This window comes from Janthinobacterium sp. GW823-FHT03B06 (assembly GCF_058796955.1).
Map to the genome: position 1 here is coordinate 348,773 of NZ_JBXAJE010000005.1, position 22,241 is coordinate 371,013.

Here is a 22,241-nt window from a genome sequence, read left to right on the forward strand (position 1 = left end):
AATCAGGACACTGCCATGAACCGCATCTACCGCTCCATCTGGAACCAGGCCACCGGCGCCTACGCCGCCGTTTCCGAAAACGTCAAATCCGCCGGCAAGCGCTCGCTGCCCGGATGCAGCGGGGGCGGGGCGCATTTTGCCTTGACCGGCATGGCGGCGGCGCTGATGCTCGGTTACGGCTCCTTGGCGCTGGCGGGGCCGGCGGGCGGCACGGTGGTGGCGGGCCAGGCAACGATCAATGGCGCGCCGGGCGCCACGGTGATCAGGCAGGGCAGCCAGAACGCCGTGATCAACTGGGCCAGTTTCAATATCGGCAAGGGCGAGTCGGTGCAGTTCCAGCAGCCCAACAGCAACGCGGTGGCCCTGAACCGCGTGCTGGGCGGCGACGGTACTACCATCCTGGGCAACTTGTCGGCCAACGGCAAGGTGTTCATCGTCAATCCGAACGGCATCCTGTTCGGCCAGGGCGCGTCCGTGAACACGGCCGGGCTGGTGGCGTCCACCCTGGACATCAGCAACGCCGACTTCATGGCGGGCAAGTACCAGTTTTCCGGCAATGGCACGGGGAAAGTCCTGAACCAGGGCAGCATCAGCGCGCCGGGCGGCTATGTGGCCCTGCTGGGCGCGCACGTCTCGAATGAAGGCACGATCCAGGCACGTCTGGGTTCGGTAGCCCTGGCGGCGGGCAAGGCGATCACCCTGGACGTGGCCGGTGACGGCTTGCTCAATGTGGCCGTCAACGCAGGCGCCGTGGGCGCTTTGGTCAAGAATGGCGGCCTGATCCAGGCCGACGGCGGCAGCGTGGTGCTCACGGCGCAGGCGGCGGGCGACTTGCTGAAAACCGCCGTCAACAACACGGGCGTGATCGAGGCGCACACGATAGCCACGCGCGGCGGCACGATCAAATTGCTCGGTGACATGCAAAGCGGCACGGTGAACGCGGCCGGCACCCTGGACGCCAGCGCGTCCGACAGCGGCAATGGCGGCTTCATCGATACGTCGGCCGCGCACGTGAAGATCGACGATGCGCTGAAGGTGACGACGGCATCGAGCAAGGGCCTGGCCGGCACCTGGCTGATTGACCCGACCGACTTCAATATCGCCGTTTCCGGCGGCGACATGACGGGCGCTTTCCTGAGCAACTCCTTGAAATCGGGCAATGTGCAAATCCAGAGCGTGTCGGGCGGCAGCGGCACGCAGGGCAACATCAACGTCAACGACAACATCAACTGGACCGCCAACAAGCTGACCCTGACGGCACAGAACAACATCAACATCAACAAGGCCATGCGCGGCGCAGGCACGGCCAGCCTGGCGCTCGAATACGGCCAGAGCGGGGTCGCCGCCGGCAATCTGTCGACGTACAACGTCAAGGCCGAAGTGGATTTGCCATCGGGCAATAACTTCAGCACCAAGCTGGGCAGCAATGGCAGCGTGACCGTGTATCAGGTGATCAACAGCCTGGGCGCCTTCAACAGCACCACTGGCAGCGACGTGCAGGGCATGCAGGGCAATTTGTCCGGCAAGTACGTGCTGGGCAGCAATATCGATGCGCGCGGCACCTCCGGCTGGGATGGCGGCAAGGGATTTGCGCCCATCGGCAGCGATGCGGCGCCTTTCACGGGCACGCTCGATGGCCTGGGCCATGAAATCGTGGGGTTGACGATCAACCGCCCTGACGTGCCTGTCGGGATGTTCGGCAATATCGGCGCTGCCGCTGCCGTGCGCAATATGGGTTTTAGCGGCGTCAGCGTTGCCGGATCGGCCGCCAACTATAGCAGCACCTATGCGGGCATAGGCGCACTGGCTGCCGTCAACAGCGGCAAGATCGATAATGTGTATAGCAGTGGTGCCGTGAGCGCCTCCGGTTATGTCAATCTGGGCGGCCTGGTGGGCATCAATGCCGGAACGATCAGCAATAGCCGCGTCTCCGGCACGGTCGTCTCCGCGGGCGATCCCGGGCCGGGCGGCTACGGCGCGGCAGGCGGCTTTGTGGGCCTCAACGCCGTAGGCGGCTTGATCAAGAACAGTTCCAGCTCCGCCACCACCAGCTCCACGCGCTACGTGGCGGCCGGGCTGGTGGTCACCAACTCCGGTGCGATCAGCGATAGCTATGCGACGGGCACCGTGAACGCAGGAGCCAACTATGGCGGCGGCCTGGTCAGCTTTAATAATGGCAGTATCAGCAATAGTTACGCGACCGGCGCGATGAACGCCTCGGGCAGTGCCGGCGGCCTGGTGGGGACCAATAACAGCGGCAGCGCGACCATCAGCAATAGCTACGCGACGGGCAAGGTCACCTCCACCGGCGGCTATGTCGGCGGCCTGGTGGGCCTGTTGCGTGGAACCTTGAGCAACAGCTATGCGACGGGCGACGTGCAGACCACCGGGCTGGCCGGCGGCGTGGTCGGTTACAACGTGGGCGGCACCATCACGAATGTCTATACCACCGGCAAGGTGACGGGCGGCGGCGCCAGCGTGGGCGCCATCGTCGGCGAGCACAACGGCGGTAGCGTCAACCGCGCCTATTTTGACAGCACGATCAATTCCGGCCTGAATGGCATCGGCCGAAGCTTCAATGGCGCCACCTCGAATGCGCAAGGGCTGAGCACGGCGCAGATGCTGGTATCGAGTAATTATGTGGGGTTCAATTTCACGGCCACGGGCGGCGCCACCGGCAATAATTGGGTGGCGGTCAGCGCCGACGGCACCCTCAATGGCGCTGCCGGCACGCGCCCCATGCTGGCGTCGGAGTGGTCAAATACCATCAATTCGGCGCACCAGCTGCAATTGATGGCGATGAACAAGACAGCCAGCTACACGCTGGGCAGCAGCTTCAGCGCCGCGACGACGGCGGCCAATGGCCAGGATATCTGGGGAACCACTGGCTTCATCCCCGTCGGCACGGCAGGTTCGGCCTTCACGGGCAGCCTCGACGGCACCGGCCATATCATTTCCAGCCTGACCATTGCCAAGGCGGGCGTGAACAACGTGGGCCTGTTCGGTGCCATCGGCAGCGGCGGGGTGGTGGCGAATGTGGGCTTGTCCGGCGGCAGCGTAGCGGGCGGCACGAATGTGGGCGCCCTGGCCGGCAGCAATGCCGGCACGATCAGCGGCAGCTTTGCCACCAGCGGCGTGACGAGCACGTCCACCGGAGGCGGCCTGGTGGGCAGCAATACGGGCACGGTGGCGGACAGCTATGCCAGCGGGGTCGTGAGCGGCACCAGCATCGTCGGCGGCCTCGTCGGCAGCAATGGCGGCAGCATCGCCAACAGTTATGCGAACGGCGGCGTGAGCGGTTCCAGCAGTGTGGGCGGCCTGGTGGGCGCCAGTACGGGCAGCGCCACGGGCAGCTTTTGGGACACGACGGCCAGCGGCCAGGCGAATAGCATGGGCGGTACCGCCATGACGACGGCGCAGCTGAAAAACCTGTCGAATTACACGGGCGCCGGCTGGGAACTGGCGCAGATGTGGGTGGTCTACGACGGCCAGAGCGCGCCTTTCCTGCGCTCGTTCATGAAGCAGATCGCCGTGCGCGTTTCCTACGACAGCAAGGTGTATGACGGCGTGGCCTACGCAGGCGGCAGCAATAGCGTCACCTACTCGAACACGGTGGATGGCGCCAACCTGCTCGGTACGGTCGTGTATGCGGGCAATGCCGCCGGCGCCGTCAATGCGGGCACCTATGGCGTGTCGGCCAGCGGCCTGTACGCTTCGGGTGGCCAGTCCGGCTACGCCATCAGCTATATCGATGGCGGCTTGTTGATCACGCCCAAGTCCGTCACCCTGAGCGGTGCGGCGGTGGGCGACAAAGTGTACGACGGCACCACCGTGGCCGCCATCAGCGGCACCCTGAATGGCGTGCTGGCGGGCGACCTGGCCAATGTCAGTTCGACCGTGAATGGCACGTTTGTCAGCAAGAATGCCGGCAACGGCATCGCCGTGACGGTCAACGCGGCCCTGGGCGGCAGCGCCGGCGGCAACTATGCGCTGGTGCCCGTGAACGGCTTGACGGGCAATATCAGCAAGGCCACCATCAGCGGCGTGAGCGGTATTGTTGCTGGAAATAAAGTGTATGACGGCACCGCCACGGCCAGCCTGAACACGGCGGGCGCCACGTTTGCGGGCATGATCGGTGGCGACAGCCTGAGCGTGGCGGGCGCCAGCGGCAGTTTTGCCGACAAGAACGCGGGCACAGGCAAGACGGTCAGCATCAGCGGCATCGTGCTGGGCGGCACGGATGCCGGCAACTACAACCTGACCGGCACTACGGCCAGCGGCACAGCCGATATCAGCAAGGCCACCATCAGCGGCGTGACCGGTATCGTTGCCGGAAATAAGGTGTACGACGGCGGCGTGGCCGCCAGCCTGAACATGGCTGGGGCGTCGTTCACGGGGATGGTGGGCGGCGACAACCTGACGGTCTCGGGCGCCAGCGGCAGTTTTGCCGACAAGAACGCGGGCACAGGCAAGACGGTCAATATCAGCGGCATGGTTCTGGGCGGCACGGATGCTGGTAATTATAATTTCACCAATACTTTGGCCAGCAGCACAGCCAACATCAGCAAGGCCACCATCAGCGGCGTGAGCGGCATTGTTGCTGGAAATAAAGTGTATGACGGCAGCACGGCCGCCAGCTTGGATGCGGCGGGCGCCACGTTCGCGGGCATGATCGGTGGCGACAGCCTGAGCGTGGCGGGCGCCAGCGGCAGTTTTGCCGACAAGAACGCGGGCACAGGCAAGATGGTCAGCATCAGCGGCATCGTGCTGGGCGGCACGGATGCCGGCAACTACAATTTGACCGGCACCACGGCCAGCGGCACAGCCGATATCAGCAAGGCCACCATCAGCGGCGTGACCGGTATCGTTGCCGGAAATAAGGTGTACGACGGCGGCGTGGCCGCCAGCCTGAACATGGCTGGGGCGTCGTTCACGGGGATGGTGGGCGGCGATAACCTGACGGTCTCGGGCGCCAGCGGCAGTTTTGCCGACAAGAACGCCGGAAATGGCAAGACGGTCAATATCAGCGGCATGGTCCTGGGCGGCACGGACGCTGGAAATTATGATTTTACCAACGCCACGGCCACCAGCACGGCCAACATCAGCAAGGCCACCATCAGCGGCGTGAGCGGCATTGTTGCTGGAAATAAAGTGTATGACGGCAGCACGGCAGCCAGCCTGGATGCGGCGGGCGCCACGTTTGCGGGCATGATCGGTGGCGACAGTCTGAGCGTGGCGGGCGCCAGCGGCAGTTTTGCCGACAAGAATGCAGGCACAGGCAAGACGGTCAGCATCAGCGGCATCGCGCTGGGCGGCACGGATGCCGGCAACTACAATTTGACCGGCACCACGGCCAGCAGCAGCGCCGATATCAGCAAGGCCACCCTCAGCGGCGTGACCGGTATCGTTGCCGGAAATAAAGTGTATGACGGCAGCACGGCCGTCAGCCTGAATACGGCTGGCGCCGCTTTCAGCGGCATGGCCGGCGGCGACAACCTGACGGTATCGAACGCGACCGCCTCCTTCAGCGACAAGAACGCGGGCAATGGCAAGACGGTCAATGTCAGCGGCATCGTGCTGGGCGGCACGGACGCAGGCAATTACAACCTGGCCAGCGACACGGCCAGCAGCAGTGCCAATATCAGCGCCAAGGCGCTGACGCTGACGGGCTTGACTGGCAACAATAAAGTCTACGACGGCACAGCCAGTGCGAACCTGACCGGCGGCACCCTGAATGGCCTGGTCAATTCGGAAACCTTGGCCTTCACTGTCCAGGGGGCAAGCTACAGCGACAAGAACGCGGGCACGGGCAAGGCCATTACGGTGGGCGGCGTGAGCTTGAGCGACGGCAGCGGCCTGGCCGGCAACTACACGCTGAGTACGCCAAACGGCATGACGGGCGATATCGCGAAGGCAACGATTTCCAGCATTAGCGGTTTGAGCGCCCTGGACAAGATCTATAACGGCAACCTCAACGTCAGCCTCAGTCCCGGCCAGGCGGTGATCAACGGCAAGATTGCCGGCGACGATGTGCAATTGTTCAGCGCGAGCGGTGCATTCACGGATAAAAACGTGGGCAGCAACAAGGCCGTCAATATCACGAATATCACCTTGTCCGGCAGCGATCTGGTCAATTATGACTTCCTCAACAATACGGCCAGCGCCACGGCCAGTATCACGCCCAAGGCCGTCACGCTCTCCGGTGTGACTGCAGGCAATAAAGTCTACGATGGCACGACAGCGGCAGTCTTGTCGGGCGGCACCCTGACCGGCATGGTCGCGGATGAGACGCTGGGCTTCAGCGGCGGTGTCGGCAGCTTTAGCGACAAGAATGCCGGTACCGGCAAGGTGGTGACCATCAGCGGCGCCAGCTTGCAGGATGGCACCGGCCTGGCCAGCAATTATGCCTTCAGCAGTCCCGCCAACGTGAACGCCGACATCAGCAAGGCGACCATCAGCGGCGTGACGAACGTGGGCGTCAACAACAAGACCTATGATGGCTCGGCCATGGCCACGCTCAACGGCGCGGCGACCTTCAATGGCATGGTGAACGGCGACAGCCTGACCGTGGCCGGCAACGGCGCCTTCAGCGACAAGAATGCGGGCACGGGCAAGACGGTGGCGGTCAGCGGCATCACGCTCGGCGGCGCCGATGCGGACAATTACAACCTTGCCAGCACGGTTGCCAGTGGCACGGCCAGCATCACGCCGGCGTCCATCAGCGCCATTTCCGGCATCGTGGCGGCAAACAAGGTGTATGACGGCGGCACGGCGGCCAGCCTGAATCTGGCGGGCGCCAGCTTCAATGGCATGGTGGCCGGCGACGTCCTGAGCCTGGCTGGCGGCCCCGTCCTTGGCGCGTTCAGCGACAAGAATGCGGCAACGGGCAAGACCGTGAAGATCAGCGGTCTGGGCCTGGCCGGCGCCGATGCGGGCAATTACGTATTGGCCAGCAGCCTGGCCAGCACCACGGCCGATATCACGCCGGCGGCCCTGACGGTCAGCGCCACCGGCATCAACAAGGTGTACGACGCCACCACGAACGCCGTCGTTTCCTTGCGCGACAACCGTATCGGCAATGATCAGCTCAATATTGCCAGCGATGGCGCCAGTTTCAGCAACAAGAATGCGGGCGCGGGCAAGACGGTGACGGTGGCGGGCATACGCCTGAGCGGGGCGGATGCGGGCAATTACGTGGTCAACACCACGGCCAGCACCACGGCCACGATCTCGCAGGCACTGCTGACGGTGAAAGTCGACAATGCGGCAAAAGACCAGGGACGCGCCAATCCCGACTTCAGCGCCAGCTACAGCGGCTTGCTCGGCGGCGACACGCTGGCCGCCGAAGTGAGCGGTCAGCTTGCCTTCGGCACGCCGGCAACGACGGCTTCCGCGGCAGGCAATTATCTGGTCTCCGCCTCGGGCCAGGCGTCGACCAATTACGCCCTGAATTATGTGGACGGCGTGCTGAAAGTTAATCCGACGGAAGCGCTGCAAAGCGCCGTTGCGAACGTGATCGCGGCTGTTGCCGTGGCGCCGTCGCAGGGCAATATGGTGCAGGCCGACATGATCGTCAGCGGCGAGACGGCGCCAGGCAAGCCTGCCGCCGCGCAGGATGCGCCGCGCGAGGGAGAGAAGGGTGGCTCGGGCAGCGCACCGCTGGTGCAACTGGCCGGCAACGTCGTCAGCAATGTCTTGCCAGGCCTGCGCCTGAGCGTGGTGGACAGCGGCTTGCGCTTGCCGGTTGAGGTTTCCGTCGGTACGCGCCAGGACAGCCAGTAAGGTCCGCCGCGTCACCATATGCCGGCGCCGGAGTGCCGCTTCGTGTTTCGAGGCGGCATTTTCATGCCTTCGCATCGTCGCAACACTTTTACAATGGCTGCATCATCCTTGTTTTCCGTCAGAGGCGCAGCGCTGAACAGAAAGTACAATCGCATGACATCCCATTTCATCGGCGTGGCCGGCTTGCCACGCGCCGGTTCCACCTTGCTGTGCCAGCTGCTGGCGCAGCATCCCGACTTGCATTGCGAAGGCAATAGCTCGCCCCTGTGCAACGCTTTGCTGGGCATGCGGCGCATGGTCAGCGATGACGCTTTTTTCCTGTCGCAGCTCGACAGCACCTTCGACGCCAGCTACGGCCACCTAAAAACGGCCATGCAGGGCTTTCTGCGCGGCTGGTACCGCGATTGCGGCAAGCAGGGCGTGGTCGACAAGAACCGCGCCTGGCTGCATTGCGTGGAAATGCTGCTGCAGCTGGCGCCGGAAGCGAAAATCATCGTCTGCGTGCGTGAACTGGGCCAGGTCTACGGCTCCATCGAAGCGCAGCACCAGCGCACCATCCTGCTCGATTTTGTCGACCATCTGGCCGACTTCGACCGCCTGGGCCGGGCCGACATGCTGTTTGCCAAGGACCGCACCATCGGCGCTCCGCTGAGTTCCCTGCATGCCGTGCTGGACCTGCCTGCCGAAGTGCAGCAAAAGCTGTATTTCGTGCGCTTCGAAGACTTGATGGCGCGGCCCGTGGAATGCATGTCGCACCTGTACGCGTGGCTGGGCCTGGCGCCGTTCCAGATCGACCCGCACGATCTTGCCGTGGGTATCCAGGAAAGCGACAGCCACTACCGCATGAAATACACGCACCGCCAGCAGGCGACGATCAGCGCGCCCGGGCAGCATGCGATTCCGCCGCGCATCCAGGCGCAGATCGAAAGCGCCTATGGCTGGTTTTACGACCTGTATTATCCGCAACACCAACGTGCGGCAACGCCATCGGCCTGAAAACACCTGCGGCAGTGCCAATACCACTTGCCGCAGCGCTGCCGGCGCGGTATTGCCGGCAGTTGTCTTGAAAACGCCTTTTTTCTCTCTTCCCACTCTTCGCTTGCCGCACCGTGGCCGCGCCGCCTCAAGTCACTGGTATTGTAAAAAACACCGTATTATAAAACCACTTGACTACCAATTTTCGGCGTCGCATTCTTGGTGCAGAAAGCCGACGCTTCGCTGTGCTTTCTTTACGTACAACATAAAAAGCTACTTCGATAGTTTTCGTATAACGTTCAGGAGACACTGTGAAGACACGGCAAATTAGCCGGCTGGCCTCGCCCTTGATGGCTGGCCTGCTGGGCAGCGCGCTGCTCGCTTGCGGCGGCAATTCCACCACCGAACCCCCATCGACCCTGCTGGCCGCCACGGCCGCCAGCGACAGTTGCGCAGCCTGGAGCGCCAGCGCCGTCTACACGGCGGGCCAGTGCGCCGTCTACGACGGCAAGGTGTACCGGGCCAAATGGTGGGTGCAGGGCACGGCGCCGAACAACGACCAGTGGGGACCGTGGAGTCTCGATACCACCACGCCGACGCCCACCCCGACGCCGACCCCGACGCCAACGCCTACACCCACGCCTACTCCCACGCCGGGCGTGCCCACCAGGGCCCAGGCCGAGGCGAACGAGGCGGCGCTGACGAACAACGATTTCTTCCGCAAGGTCAAGGCGTCGATCCGCACGCTGGGCAATGCGGCCGTCGAAGCCGTCCAGCCTGGCCTGGCCGGCAATCCGCTCAACGTCAAGCGCGTCGAACGCCTGCTGCCGGCGGCGAAGTGGGATTATTATTTTGCCGCGCGCGATACAAGCTATACCTACCAGCGCTTCCTGCAAGCGGTGGCCAAGTTTCCCGCCGTGTGCGACGACTACAGCGACGGGCGCAACGCGGACGCCATCTGCCGCCACAGCCTGGCCACCATGTTCGCCCATTTCGGGCAGGAAACGGGCGACCATAACGCCAGCAGCCCGCTGCCGCAATGGCGCCAGGGCTTGAAATATTTGCGCGAACTGGGCTGCGACGAGACGGGCGCCGGCTGCGGCTACAACGTCGAGTGCGCCGATCCCGTCTTCAACAAGGTATGGACGTGCGGCAAGAATGCCGACGGCAGCTTCAAGAAGTATTTCGGCCGCGGCGCCAAGCAGCTGTCGTACAACTACAACTACGGCCCGTTCTCGCAAGCCATGCATGACGGCGACCAGTCCGTGCTGCTGAAGAATCCGGACCTTGTCGCCTCGACCTGGCTGAACCTGGCGTCGGCCACGTTCTTCTTTGTCTATCCGCAACCGCCGAAACCATCGATGCTGCACGTGCTCGACGGCACCTGGGTGCCGAACGCGGCCGATACGACGGCAGGCGCCGGCAATAATTTCGCCACCACCATCATGATCATCAACGCCGAATGCGGGCAGGGCACGGAAAAGCAGGCCGCGCAAAACCGTATCGATTACTACAAGCAATTTGCCGCCGACATGGGCTGGGATTATTCCGGCGAACAGCTGTCCTGCGCCAACATGCAACGCTTCACCCCGGCCAGTTCCGCTGCCTACAACATCTATTGGGAAAAGAACTGGAGCGCCGGTGGCGAGAACCAATGCCAGCTGGTCAGCTATCAAACCCCGTACAGCGCCTTGCTGGCCGGGAACTACGTGAAATGCGTGGAAGCCAACTGGAATGTGAAGTTGCAGTAGCAGTCTATGCAGGACAGCCGGCCAGGGATAACAGTTGACAAGAGCCCCTTGAGGGGCCTGCAACAGCTCTCGATGTAAAACCATAACGGAGACCAATACAACATGAAATCGAATGCATTATTGATGGCCCTGCTCAGCGGCGTGCTCGTCGCTTGCGGCGGGGGCCAGGAAGGCACGACCGCCACGCCAAACACCTTGCTCGCCGCCGTGGAAGCGTGCGCCGTCTGGGATGCCGCCACCGTCTACACGGGCGGCCAGTGCGTGACGTACCAGGGCGTCACCTACAAGGCCAAATGGTGGACGCAAGGCAATGTTCCCAGCGCGGCCGACCAGTGGGGCCCGTGGGCCGTGACGGATACGCCAACGCCGACCCCGACCCCGACCCCGACACCGACACCGACACCGACACCGACGCCAACGCCAACGCCGACTCCGACCCCAACGCCGACTCCAACGCCGACCCCCACGGCTTGCCGTCCCGACGGCCTGATTTCGGCCGTGCCGAATGTGCCGTATTGCAAGGTATATGACGCGAATGGGCGCGAAGTGCTGGGCAATGGCTTGAACCGGCGCATCGTCGGCTATTTCGCCAGCTGGCGCACGGGCGTCGATGGCAGCCCGACTTACCTGGTGAATAACCTGCCCTGGGATAAGATCACCCACCTGAACTATGCGTTCGCTTCCGTCGATCCGGCCACGTCGAAGATCTCCATCGGCAGCGGCGCGGCCAATCCCGATACGGGCCTCACCTGGCCCAACGTGCCGGCCGCGGCCATGGACCCGTCCTTGCCGTACAAGGGCCACTTCAACTTGCTTGCGCAATACAAGAAGAAGTATCCGGGCGTGAAACTGATGATCTCGGTGGGCGGCTGGGCCGGCAGCGGCGGCTTCTACACGGCCACGACGAACGCGGACGGCAGCATCAACACGGCCGGCATCAACACCCTGGCCGACTCGATGGTGGCGTTCGTGCGCCAGTACAACTTCTTCGATGGCGTCGATGTCGATTACGAACACCCGACCACCAACAATGAAGCGGGCAATCCGAACGACTTCGCCGTCTCGAAACCGCGGCTGGCCGGGCTGATGACGAGCTACAACGTGCTGCTGAAAGTGCTGCGCCAGAAGCTCGACGAAGCGGCCGTGCAGGACAATAAATACTATCTGCTGACCATCGCCGGTTCCGCCTCGGGCTGGGTCTTGCGTGGCGAGGAAAATATGTCGGGATTGAAATATCTCGATTACGCCAGCCTGATGAGCTATGACTTGCACGGCGCGTGGAATCAGTACGTGGGACCGAACGCGGCGCTGTTTGACGACGGCAACGATGGCGAATTGCGTGCCGGTAACGCCTACCAGTTCCAGAACATCGGCTACCTGAACACGGACTGGGCCTATCGCTACTACCGGGGCGCCATGCAGGCGGGCCGCATCAATATCGGCGTGCCGTTCTACACGCGGGGCTGGAAGGATGTGACGGGCGGCACCAATGGCTTGTGGGGCACGACGCCGCTGATCAGCTCCACCGTCACCTGCGCCGGCACCAAGACGTGCGGCACGGGCGCCACCGGCATCGACAACGTGTGGTACGACCTCGATACACAAGGCAAGCCCACGCCGGGCGGCGGCAACCCCATCTGGCACGCGCTGAACTTGCAGAACGGCATCGTTCCAAGCTACCTGGACGCGTATAAAGTCACGGACAAGGCGCTGGTGGGCACGTATGTGCCGTACTACAGCAGCACCATGGTGGCGCCGTGGCTGTGGAATGCGACCAAGAAAGTATTTATTTCCACGGAAACCACGCAGTCGATCGCGGCCAAGGCCCAGTACATCGTCAATAACAATATCGGCGGCGTGATGATCTGGGAAATGGCGGGCGACTATGCCTGGGATGCCACGCGCAATGGCGGCAAGGGCGAGTACTTCATGGGCACCACCCTGACGGACGTGCTGTACCAGGCCTTCCGCACGGCTGGCGCGTACGGCAACAAGCGCGCCGAAATCGCCATGCCGGGCACGGCGGCCAACGTCAGCATCACCCTGGGCGGCTGGAAGCTGGGCGACAACAACTTCCCCATCAACCCGGTGATGACGGTGAAGAACAACACGGCGTCGACCCTGCCGGGCGGCACCGTAGTGGAGTTCGACTATCCCGTGTCGGCGCCATCGGACATGAGCGACCAGTCCGGCTTCGGCTTGACGGTGATCAATGCCGGCTACACGGGGCCGAACAATATCGGCGGCTTCACGAAGAACTACAACCGGGCCCGCTTTGCGATTCCCGCCTGGCAATCGCTGGCGCCGGGCGGCTCCGTGGCGCTGACCCTGAACTACCGTTTGCCGATCTCGGGACCGGCCAACTACACGGTCACCGTGGGCGGCACCAAGTATGCCTTGACGCAGGAGTATCCGGAACTGCCGGTGGCCTTGCCGTAAGTTGAATCCGGCAGGGTAAACAGAGAAGGGCGGAACCGCGGTTCCGCCCTTTTTTCGGGGTCAGACCCGTCGGGTCTGACCCCAGCCTTTGCTTCTGGGTTGTTTCAGCTTAAAACCACGTCTCTACCTGGAAACCGTATGACGTGCCGCTGGTATTGTTGTTGTAGATCGGGCCGCCGTTGTTCGACGCATTGACCGAGGCGGTGGCCGCATCGTTCCATTTGCCGTAGGTCACGAAAGCGCGCAGTTCAGGGCGCGACCACAGGCCAGGGCCGGCCGAGATTGTCGGGGCGATGGTCAGCTTGGTCAGGCGCTTGGCCGGCAGGCCGCCCGCTTGCGTCACGCGGTCCGTGCCCAGTTCGCCCACCAGCTTGAAGTTGTTGGTGAACGCGTACACGGGACGCACGCCGACCGAGGTCCAGGTCGAGGAACCGTTGGCGTTCGATTCGTCTTTTTGCCACAGGGCCACGAATTCCATGCCGAAGTTGGCCATCGGCTGGATCGCCATGTCATTGAAGATGCGCGTGCGTTTCACGTCCGAACCGAAATTGGTGTCGCCCGACGCGCCGAACTGCGCGCCCTTGCCGGTGCCGGGACCGACGCCGTACTGCACGCCGAAGGTATTGCCGCCGCCGAACACTTTCGCCTGGCGGTGGAAGGCCGACAATTGCCAGCCATTGTGCTTCTGGCCGTAAGCGTCGTTGTCCTTGCCTTCGCCGATGATGTAGGTCGCGGCCAGGTCCAGGGTGCCGTTTTCATTGACGGGAATCTCGCCGTAGATGAAGTTCTGGCGCACGGCCGATTTGGTGCTGACGACGCCGGTCTTCGACACGGTGTTGATGTCGTTGTCCTTGAAGAAAGCGTACGAGAATTTACCGGGGCCCGCAGGAATGCGGTCCAGGCCGGCGCCCGTGCCGTTCATGTTGATGTACTGCAAGTCCAGCATGTGGATGTCAGGACGGTAGTAGAAGCGCTTGCCGATCCAGGCCGTGCCGCCGTTCAGGAAATCGAGTCCCTGTGCTTCGACATAGGCCTTGACGATGCCCAGTTTGTTGTCGCCGAAATCCGAGTTGGGCGCGTAAGCGTTGACCCAGATGGTGGCCAGGTAGTTCACGCCGCCGGACTGGGCGACGGACTTGGTGTAGCCGAATTCCGTGTAGGCGTCGCACTCATTGCCCAGACGATATTTCATGGTATTGCCGCCCAGACCGAAGCAGCCTTGCGAACCGCCGCCGCCCGAGGTGTTGCTGCCAGCGCCGGCGCGCAAGTAGCCATGGAAGCCTTCGGCGTCGCTTGGGTACATGGGGTCGGCCATGGCGGAAGCGCTGGCAATGGCCAGGAGCAGGGCAGGTAAAGTTTTCAATGCAGTGCGATTCATGCGGTCTCCAGAAGAATGTTGGTGGTAGCGGTGGCGCCCCGGAAGGCCGGTCACCGCACACGGTCTAATGCCGAAAACCAAGTCTAGCAGCGCTTTTTTAACCACCCTGATACAAATCGAACAAGTACCGATACTTTCTTTCAAAGTGTTGTTTTTACTCAATATCGATACTCTGGTGCATGGAGGGGGTGCAAAAGAGTATCGAATTGCGGTTTTGGAGTATCAGAAAGTATCAAAGTCCGGTGCTACATTGTGGTCGTGGTGCTAAGTACCTGAGCATTGCCAACGACAAAAAACACTGGAGACACATAATGAAACGTTCCGCCATTGCCGCGCTGTGCGCCGGCGCGCTCTGCCTCAGCTCGTCCGCTTTTGCCGCAACCGACCTCGTCATCGCCACCGTCAACAACGGCCACATGATCGAAATGCAAAAGCTCAGCAAGTTCTTCGAGCAAGCCAATCCCGACATCAAGCTCAAGTGGGTGACCCTGGAAGAGGGTGTCTTGCGCCAGCGCATGACCACCGATATCGCCACCAAGGGCGGCCAGTTCGACGTGATGACCATCGGCCTGTATGAGACGCCCATCTGGGGCAAGAAAAACTGGCTGATCCCGATCAAGCCGGACGCCAAATACGATATCGACGATCTGCTGCCCGCCATCCGCGAGGGACTGTCCGGCGACGGCAAGCTGTACGCGTCGCCGTTCTATGGCGAAAGCTCGATGATCATGTACCGCAGCGACCTGGTCAAAAAGGCGGGCGTGACGATCGAAGACCGCCCCAGCTGGAACCAGCTGCGCGACGTGGCGGCCAAGCTGCACGATCCGGCCAACGGCGTGTACGGCATCTGCCTGCGCGGCAAGCCGGGCTGGGGCGACAACATGGCGCTGATCACCACCATGGCCAATTCCTACGGCGGCCAGCTGTTCGACATGCAATGGAAGCCGCAATTTACCAGCAAGCCGTGGAAGGACGCGGTCACCATGTATGTCGACCTGATGAAGAAATACGGCCCGCCGGGCGCGGCCGCCAACAGCTTCAATGAAAACCTCGCGCTGTTCAACCAGGGCAAGTGCGGCATCTGGATCGACGCGACGATCGCCGCCTCCTTCATCACCGATCCGAAGCAAAGCAAGGTGGCCGACAAGGTGGCGTTCGCCCAGTCGCCCGTCGGCGTGACGGAGCGGGGCGCCAACTGGCTGTGGATCTGGTCGCTGGCGATTCCATCGAGCTCGAAGCATCCGAACGAGGCGCAACGCTTCATCAACTGGGCCACGTCGCCCGATTACGTGAAACTGGTGGCCAAGGAAACGAGCTGGGCCAACGTGCCGACGGGCACGCGCAAGTCGACGTATGCGAGCCCCGAGTTCCAGAAAGTGGCGAAATTTGCCGCCGCCGAAGGCAAGGCCCTGGCCACCACACGCGCCGTGCAAAGCACCTTGCCGCCGTCGCCGTACGTGGGCGTGCAATTCGCGTCGATTCCCGAATTCCAGGTGATCGGCGTGGCGGCAGGCCAGCAGATGGCGGCAGCGCTGCTGGGCAAGGTGACGGTGGAGCAGGCGCTGGCGTTGTCGCAGCAGACGGCGGAACGTGAGATGCGCAAGGGTGGGTACTACAAGTAAGACCTTTCTTGCCGTCTGGTTTATCAACAGGCGAAGAGATTGGTGGCTTAAAACTGGGGTCAGACCCGACGGGTCTGACCCCGGATTTCTGTTGATGATCATTCCCTCACGTCCCAAGAGTATCCTATGAAACGCATTATCCCCCGGACTTTGCTGACGCCGGCCGTGCTTGCCGTCTCCGTCATTTCCGTGATCCCGTTGCTGATCACCCTGTATTACGCGTTCGTGCGCTATTCCATGCTCGATCCGAGCGGCCATCCTTTCCATGGTCTGGCCAATTTCCACTTTTTCTTTACCGATGCCTCCTTCCTGCCGGCCTTGCAGAACACGTTCACCTTGCTGTTTTCCGTCATGCTGATCACGGTGGTGCTGGGCACGGCGCTGGGCTTGCTGATCAATGAAGCGTTCCCGGGGCGCGCCATCGTGCGCGTGCTGCTGATTTCGCCCTTCCTCGTCATGCCGGCCGTCAATGCCCTGATGTGGAAGAACATGCTGCTCAACCCGATCTACGGCCTGTTTGCGCAAATCAGCCTCTTCTTTGGCGCCACGCCCGTCGACTGGCTGTCGGCCCACCCCCTGTTTTCCATCATCATGATGGTCTCCTGGCAATGGCTGCCGTTTGCCTGCCTGATCTTCATGACGGCCCTGCAATCGATGGACCGCGAACAGCTGGAAGCGGCGCGCATGGATGGCGCCACCTATCTGCAGCAACTGCGTTACCTCTACATTCCCCACCTGGGCCGCGCCGTCTCGGTGGTGCTGATGATCGAGATGATCTTCCTGCTGTCGATTTTTGCGGAAATCTTTACCACCACGGGCGGCGGTCCCGGCTTCGACACGACCACGATCACCTTCATGATCTATCAGCAGGCACTGCTGTCCTATGACGTGGGAGCGGCTTCCGCCGGCGCCCTGTTCGCCGTGCTCATCGCCAACATCGCCGCCTTCTTCCTGATGCGCGTCATCGGCAAGAATCTGTCGAAATAAGGAGACCTTGATGCATAGCAAACTCAATCTGTATGGCCGCACGGCCGCCGCCTGGCTGTGCGCGCTGCTGCTGTTCTTTCCCATCTTCTGGTTGGGTCTGATGGCCTTCAAGACGGAAGGGCAAGCCATTTCCACGCCGCCGCTGCTGTTTTTCACGCCGACCCTGGACAGCTTCCGTGAAGTGCTGGCGCGCGACAATTACTTCGGCTACGCGTGGAACTCGCTGTTTACCAGCGTGGTATCGACGGCCATCGGCCTCTTGATCGCCATCCCGGCCGCCTATTCGATGGCCTTCTTTCCCACAGGCGGCACCATCGGCTTGCTGAAATTCATGCTCAGCTCGCGCTACATGCCCGGCGTGGGCGCGCTGATGCCCATCTATATCTGCTACCAGTACTTCGGCCTGCTCGATACGCGCATCGGCCTGACCATCATGTTCATGCTGATGAACCTGCCCATCATGATCTGGCTGCTGTACACGAGCATGAAGGAACTGCCGCGCGAAATCCTCGAGGCCTCGCGCATGGATGGCGCCACCGTGTGGGACGAGTTCCGCCACGTTGTGCTGCCCCTGTCCGTGGGCGGCATCGCTTCCACGGCGCTGGTCTGCATGGTGTGGTCATGGAATGAATCGTTCTGGTCGCTGAACCTGGGCGCCTCCAACGCGGGCACCCTGGCCTGGCTCATCGCTTCGTATTCGAGCCCGGAAGGACTCTTCTGGGCCAAATTGTCGGCCGCTTCCCTGATGGCCATCGCGCCCATCATGGCACTGGGCTGGTTCTGCCAGAAACAATTGGTCCAGGGTATGACCTTCGGCGCTGTTAAGTAAACACTATTGGATGACATCATGGCTTACCTTCAACTGAGCAATATCGAGAAATTCTTTGGCGAGCACCGCGCCATCAAGGGCATCGACCTGGAGATCCAACAGGGCGAGTTCGTCGTCTTCGTCGGGCCGTCGGGCTGCGGCAAATCCACCCTGCTGCGCCTGATCGCGGGCCTGGAACCGATCGACGGCGGCAAGTTGTCGCTCGACGGGCGCGACATCACGGCGCTGCCATCGTCCAAGCGCGACCTGGCGATGGTATTCCAGTCGTACGCGCTGTATCCGCACATGACGGTGTTCCAGAACATGTCGTTCGCGCTGAAACTGGCCGGCGTCGATCCGGCCATCATCCGCGAGAAAGTCGACAAGGCGGCCGCCATCCTCGACCTTGGCCGCTTCCTGGAGCGCACGCCGAAGGAATTGTCGGGCGGCCAGCGCCAGCGCGTGGCCATCGGCCGCGCCATCGTGCGCGACCCGAAAGTGTTTCTGTTCGACGAGCCGCTGTCGAACCTCGATGCGGCCCTGCGCGTGCAGACGCGCATCGAGATCGCCAAGCTGCACCGCGAGCTGGGCGCCACCACCATCTATGTCACGCACGACCAGGTCGAGGCGATGACCCTGGCCGACCGCGTGGTGGTGCTGCGCGACGGGCAGATCGAGCAGCATGGCTCGCCATTGGAACTGTATGACCGTCCCGCCAACCGCTTTGTCGCGCAATTCATCGGCACGCCCAGCATGAACGTGGTGCCCGCCGACGCCGCGCCGCAGCTGCTGGCGCAGGCGGGCAGCGCGGCGCAGGCGGACGGCTTTGTCGGCATCCGCCCCGAACACGTGCACCTGGGCGCGGCGCAGCCGGGCAGCGTGCCCGTCACCGTCGACCTGGTAGAGTCCCTAGGCGTGGAAACGCTCACCTATGTGCGCTTGCCGAACAATGTGCAGGTGGTGTCGCGCGGTGCGGAGCGCAGCAGCCTGCAGCCGGGCCAGCAGACCCACCTGACGTTCGAGCCGGGCTTCGTCCATTATTTCGACCGTGCAGGCAAGACCTACGCGGCGACGAAAGGAGCGCTGTAATGGAAGCGATCGCATTGAAGCAATCGAACCTGGCCAAGCTGCCGACGAACGTCGCCGTGCCCGCGTATGCGCGCGAGACGCTCGTGCCCGGCATCGTGCACATCGGCGTGGGCGGTTTTTTTCGCGCCCACCAGGCCGTGTACCTCGACGATTTGCTGGCCTTGCCCGGCAACGCAGAATGGGGATACTGCGGCGTGGGCTTGCTCGCGCATGATGCGGCCATGCGCGACGCCATGCGGGCGCAGGACGGCTTATATACGGTGGTCGAGCGCAGCGCGGCCGGCGATAGCGCGCGCATCATCGGCTGCATCGGCGACTACCTGTATGCGCCCGACGAGCCGCAAGCCGTGCTGGAAAAGCTGGCCGACCCCGGCACGCGCATCGTCGCGCTGACCATCACCGAGGGCGGCTACTACGTCAACCAGGGCACGGGCGAATTCGATGCGCAGCACCCCGACATCGTGCAGGAACTGGCGCACCCGGAGGCGCCGCGCTGCTCGTTCGGCTACCTGGCCGCCGCGCTGGCCCTGCGCCGCCAGCGGGGACTGGCGCCATTTACCATCATGTCCTGCGATAACCTGCAAAACAATGGCGATGTGACGCGCAAGATGCTGCTGGCCTTTGTCGCCTTGCGCGACGCAGAACTGGCGCGCTGGCTGGCCACGCATGGCAGCTTCCCCAACAGCATGGTCGACCGCATCACGCCGGCCACCACCGATGAACACCGGGCGCTGGTGCGCGACAGCTTCGGCATCGTCGACGCCTGGCCCGTCGTGTGCGAACCGTTCCGCCAGTGGGTCATCGAAGACGAATTCCCGCAGGGCCGGCCGGCCTGGGAATTGGTGGGTGCGCAGATGACGCACGACGTGCTGCCGTATGAAAAGATGAAGCTGCGCTTGTTGAATGCCAGCCACCAGGCCCTGTGCTACATCGGCATGCAGCTCGGCTACACGTTTGCGCATGAAGCGATGGAGGATGCGGGCATCCGCGCGCTCGTGCGGCGCATGATGGATGACGAGGTCACGCCTTTGCTCGATAGCGTGGAAGGCATCGATCTGGAACGCTACAAGGCCACCCTGATCGAGCGCTTTTCGAATCCGGCCGTGCGCGACCAGCTGGCGCGCATCGGCACGGAGGGTTCCGCGCGCATCCCGAAATTCGTGCTGCCGTCCGTGCGCGAAGCGCTGGCGCAAGGCGGCGCCATCAAGCTGCTGGCGTTTACCGTGGCGTGCTGGTTCCGCTACCTGGAAGGCCACGACGAGCAGGGGCGTGAGATGCCCTTGAACGATCCGTACGCGTCGCGCCTGCGCGCGCTGGCGCTGCAGGGAAAGGCGGACGCCGCGGCGCTGCTGTCACTGCGCGAACTGTTCGGCGACCTGTCCGACGCACCCGCGTTCACGCAGGCGGTGGGGCAGTCGCTGGCCAGGCTGTATGGACTGGGCGCGCGCGCGGCGCTGGAACAGATCGTCGCCTGACGGGGAGGGCACGCCATGCCACGCAAAGCCGATGCCACCTTGCCGCAGATGGAGCTGGAACAGCAGCGCGACGCCACGCCCGGCTTCGAGCCGAAAGGCAGTTTCGGCTTCATCCGCTACCTCGAGCACGGCTTTCCGAATGCGCTGGTGCGCTGGCACTATCACGACGAGTACGAACTGCACCTGATCGTCGAGAGCAGCGGCAAGGTCTTTGTCGGCGACTACATCGGTCAGTTCACACCCGGCCACCTGGTGCTGACGGGGCCGCGCGTGCCGCACAACTGGGTCTCGCTCGACACGCCGGCCGAGGGCGTGGCCCTGCGCGACATGGTGATCCAGTTCGGCCATGCGCCGCTGGCGTCGATGGCAGCCGCCATTCCCGAATTGAAGGGCATCTTCCCGCTGCTGCAGCGCGCCCTGCACGGCGTGGAATTCTTTGGCGTCAGCGAGCAGTCGCTGCGGCGCTTTCGGCGCATCCGCGACAGCAGCGGCCTGCCGCGCTTCATCGAATTTCTCACCCTGCTGGGAGAACTGGCGCAGACCAGCGACTACCAGCTGCTGTCGACGGTGCCCATGCAGTCGAGCGACGATGACGTGGCGCTGGCGCGCATCAGCTCCGCCATCAACTTCATCGTGCACAATTACAGCAGCCAGTTCTCGCTGAAACAGCTGGCCGAGCAGGTGGACATGCCAGAGCGGACCTTTTCGCGCTTCTTTCGCAGCGCCACGGGCAACAGCTTCACGGATTTCGTCAACCGCCTGCGCATCAACAAGGCGTGCCAGCTGCTGATGGAGACGGAGCGCTATGTGAGCAACATCTGCTACGAGGCGGGTTTTAACAATGTGGCCAATTTCAACCGGCGCTTCCTGGAATTGAAGGGCATGACGCCGAAGGAGTTTCGCCAGCAGGCGCTGGGCCGTTTTGGCGAGTGAAGCTTTTTGAGGTACATTCGATGGCACGGGCGGGGACAGCCTGAGAGAGACGAGCATGGAACACCTATGGCACAAGGACAGCGAGCGCAAGGCGCCCGAGCTGGAACGCGAAAGCTACGACGGCATCATCAATTACCTGGAACATGGCTATCCCAGCTCGCGCGTGCGCTGGCACTGCCATGAAGAGTATGAGCTGCACCTCATCGTCGCCACCAGCGGGCGCCTGTTCGTGGGCGACTATATCGGCGAATTCTCGCCCGGCCACCTGGTGCTGACGGGCCCGCGCCTGCCGCACAACTGGATTTCCAACGTGATGCCGGATGGCGGCGTGGCCCTGCGCGACATGATCGTGCAGTTCGCCCATGCGCCGCTGGCCGGCGCCGCGCGCGTGATTCCCGAATTGCGCGAACTGCTGCCGCTGCTCGAACGCTCCAGCTATGGCGTGGAGTTTTTCGACATGGGCCACGAGGCCGAACAGCACCTGGCGCGCATCCGCGCCACGCATGGGGCCGAGCGCTTCGCCGAATTCGTGCAATTAATGAGCAAGCTGGCGCGCACGGCCAACTACCGTCTGCTGTCGAGCGCCTCGCTGCGTTCCTACGACGATGACGCCACCCTGGCCAAGGTCAATTCCGTCCTCAACTACATCACGGACAATTACCGCGAGCCGATTTCGGCGGAAATGCTGGCCGAGCAGGTGGGCATGTCGCTGAGTAAATTCTCGCGCTTCTTCCGCAAGGCGACGGGCAACAGCTTTACGGATTTCGTCAGCCGGCTGCGCATCAACAAGGCTTGCCAGCTGCTGATGGACACCGACCAATACGTGTCGAACGTCTGCTACGACGTGGGCTTCCAGAACGTGGCCAACTTCAACCGCCGCTTCCTGCAGGTGAAGGGCGTCACGCCCAAGGAATTCCGGCGCCAGGCCGATGGCCGCTTCGGCGGCATCGGCGGACCTGTTGCGGATACGCCACTGGCGTGACGGCTGTCATGGGCTTGTCA

Annotated in this window: 12 protein-coding genes; 11 read left to right on the forward strand and 1 reads right to left on the reverse strand. The window is 62.9% G+C overall.

Features of this window, described 5'->3' with window-relative positions; translation table 11 throughout:
- Positions 1-15: 15 nt before the first annotated feature.
- The 4 genes from AC1RBA_RS19000 to AC1RBA_RS19015 all read left to right on the forward strand — a co-directional run bounded on the left by AC1RBA_RS19000 (position 16) and on the right by AC1RBA_RS19015 (position 12,947).
- Entirely contained in the window at positions 16-7,782 is a 7,767-nt protein-coding gene (locus tag AC1RBA_RS19000) for a YDG domain-containing protein (RefSeq protein ID WP_492419577.1), read from the forward strand.
- Between the two features lie 153 nt (positions 7,783-7,935).
- Positions 7,936-8,778: a sulfotransferase family protein gene (locus tag AC1RBA_RS19005; RefSeq protein WP_070312010.1), complete on the forward strand. Its 843-nt coding sequence runs from the start codon at positions 7,936-7,938 to the stop codon at positions 8,776-8,778.
- Positions 8,779-9,068: 290 nt separating this feature from the next.
- Positions 9,069-10,508: a glycoside hydrolase family 19 protein gene (locus AC1RBA_RS19010; RefSeq protein ID WP_240453583.1), complete on the forward strand. Its 1,440-nt coding sequence runs from the start codon at positions 9,069-9,071 to the stop codon at positions 10,506-10,508.
- Positions 10,509-10,610: 102 nt separating this feature from the next.
- Entirely contained in the window at positions 10,611-12,947 is a 2,337-nt protein-coding gene (locus tag AC1RBA_RS19015) for a chitinase C-terminal domain-containing protein (RefSeq protein ID WP_492419578.1), read from the forward strand.
- A 109-nt stretch (positions 12,948-13,056) separates the two neighbouring features.
- Here AC1RBA_RS19015 and AC1RBA_RS19020 read toward each other — a convergent pair whose 3' ends face one another.
- Complete coding sequence (locus tag AC1RBA_RS19020) at positions 13,057-14,325, reverse strand: maltoporin (protein ID WP_070308472.1); 1,269 nt, start codon at positions 14,323-14,325, stop codon at positions 13,057-13,059.
- Positions 14,326-14,636: 311 nt separating this feature from the next.
- On the opposite strand from AC1RBA_RS19020, the gene AC1RBA_RS19025 reads away from it, so the two are divergent.
- The 7 genes from AC1RBA_RS19025 (at position 14,637) to AC1RBA_RS19055 (ending at position 22,221) form a co-directional block, all read left to right on the forward strand.
- Entirely contained in the window at positions 14,637-15,947 is a 1,311-nt protein-coding gene (locus AC1RBA_RS19025) for an ABC transporter substrate-binding protein (RefSeq protein ID WP_492419579.1), read from the forward strand.
- A gap of 126 nt (positions 15,948-16,073) precedes the next feature.
- Complete coding sequence (locus tag AC1RBA_RS19030) at positions 16,074-16,934, forward strand: carbohydrate ABC transporter permease (RefSeq protein WP_070219872.1); 861 nt, start codon at positions 16,074-16,076, stop codon at positions 16,932-16,934.
- Between the two features lie 10 nt (positions 16,935-16,944).
- Positions 16,945-17,763, forward strand: a complete 819-nt coding sequence (locus tag AC1RBA_RS19035; RefSeq protein ID WP_070219870.1) for a carbohydrate ABC transporter permease — start codon at positions 16,945-16,947, stop codon at positions 17,761-17,763.
- A gap of 18 nt (positions 17,764-17,781) precedes the next feature.
- The gene (locus tag AC1RBA_RS19040; RefSeq protein WP_492419580.1) at positions 17,782-18,831 is read left to right on the forward strand and encodes an ABC transporter ATP-binding protein; all 1,050 of its coding nucleotides are present in this window, start codon (positions 17,782-17,784) and stop codon (positions 18,829-18,831) included.
- Positions 18,831-20,306, forward strand: a complete 1,476-nt coding sequence (locus AC1RBA_RS19045) for a mannitol dehydrogenase family protein (RefSeq protein WP_492419581.1) — start codon at positions 18,831-18,833, stop codon at positions 20,304-20,306. Before AC1RBA_RS19040 ends, AC1RBA_RS19045 begins: the two co-directional genes overlap by 1 nt.
- A gap of 15 nt (positions 20,307-20,321) precedes the next feature.
- Entirely contained in the window at positions 20,322-21,239 is a 918-nt protein-coding gene (locus tag AC1RBA_RS19050; RefSeq protein WP_492419582.1) for a helix-turn-helix domain-containing protein, read from the forward strand.
- A 55-nt stretch (positions 21,240-21,294) separates the two neighbouring features.
- Positions 21,295-22,221 carry a helix-turn-helix domain-containing protein gene (locus AC1RBA_RS19055; protein ID WP_070288842.1) on the forward strand — a complete coding sequence of 309 codons (927 nt, stop codon included), beginning with the start codon at positions 21,295-21,297 and terminating at the stop codon, positions 22,219-22,221.
- Positions 22,222-22,241 lie beyond the last annotated feature (20 nt).

Coding starts and splice junctions, on each gene's coding strand:
- AC1RBA_RS19040 (WP_492419580.1), top strand. CDS start 17,782: ATGGCTTACCTTCAACTGAGCAATATCGAGAAATTCTTTGGCGAGCAC.
- AC1RBA_RS19005 (WP_070312010.1), top strand. CDS start 7,936: ATGACATCCCATTTCATCGGCGTGGCCGGCTTGCCACGCGCCGGTTCC.
- AC1RBA_RS19025 (WP_492419579.1), top strand. CDS start 14,637: ATGAAACGTTCCGCCATTGCCGCGCTGTGCGCCGGCGCGCTCTGCCTC.
- AC1RBA_RS19030 (WP_070219872.1), top strand. CDS start 16,074: ATGAAACGCATTATCCCCCGGACTTTGCTGACGCCGGCCGTGCTTGCC.
- AC1RBA_RS19000 (WP_492419577.1), top strand. CDS start 16: ATGAACCGCATCTACCGCTCCATCTGGAACCAGGCCACCGGCGCCTAC.
- AC1RBA_RS19035 (WP_070219870.1), top strand. CDS start 16,945: ATGCATAGCAAACTCAATCTGTATGGCCGCACGGCCGCCGCCTGGCTG.
- AC1RBA_RS19015 (WP_492419578.1), top strand. CDS start 10,611: ATGAAATCGAATGCATTATTGATGGCCCTGCTCAGCGGCGTGCTCGTC.
- AC1RBA_RS19045 (WP_492419581.1), top strand. CDS start 18,831: ATGGAAGCGATCGCATTGAAGCAATCGAACCTGGCCAAGCTGCCGACG.
- AC1RBA_RS19020 (WP_070308472.1), bottom strand. CDS start 14,325: ATGAATCGCACTGCATTGAAAACTTTACCTGCCCTGCTCCTGGCCATT.
- AC1RBA_RS19050 (WP_492419582.1), top strand. CDS start 20,322: ATGCCACGCAAAGCCGATGCCACCTTGCCGCAGATGGAGCTGGAACAG.
- AC1RBA_RS19055 (WP_070288842.1), top strand. CDS start 21,295: ATGGAACACCTATGGCACAAGGACAGCGAGCGCAAGGCGCCCGAGCTG.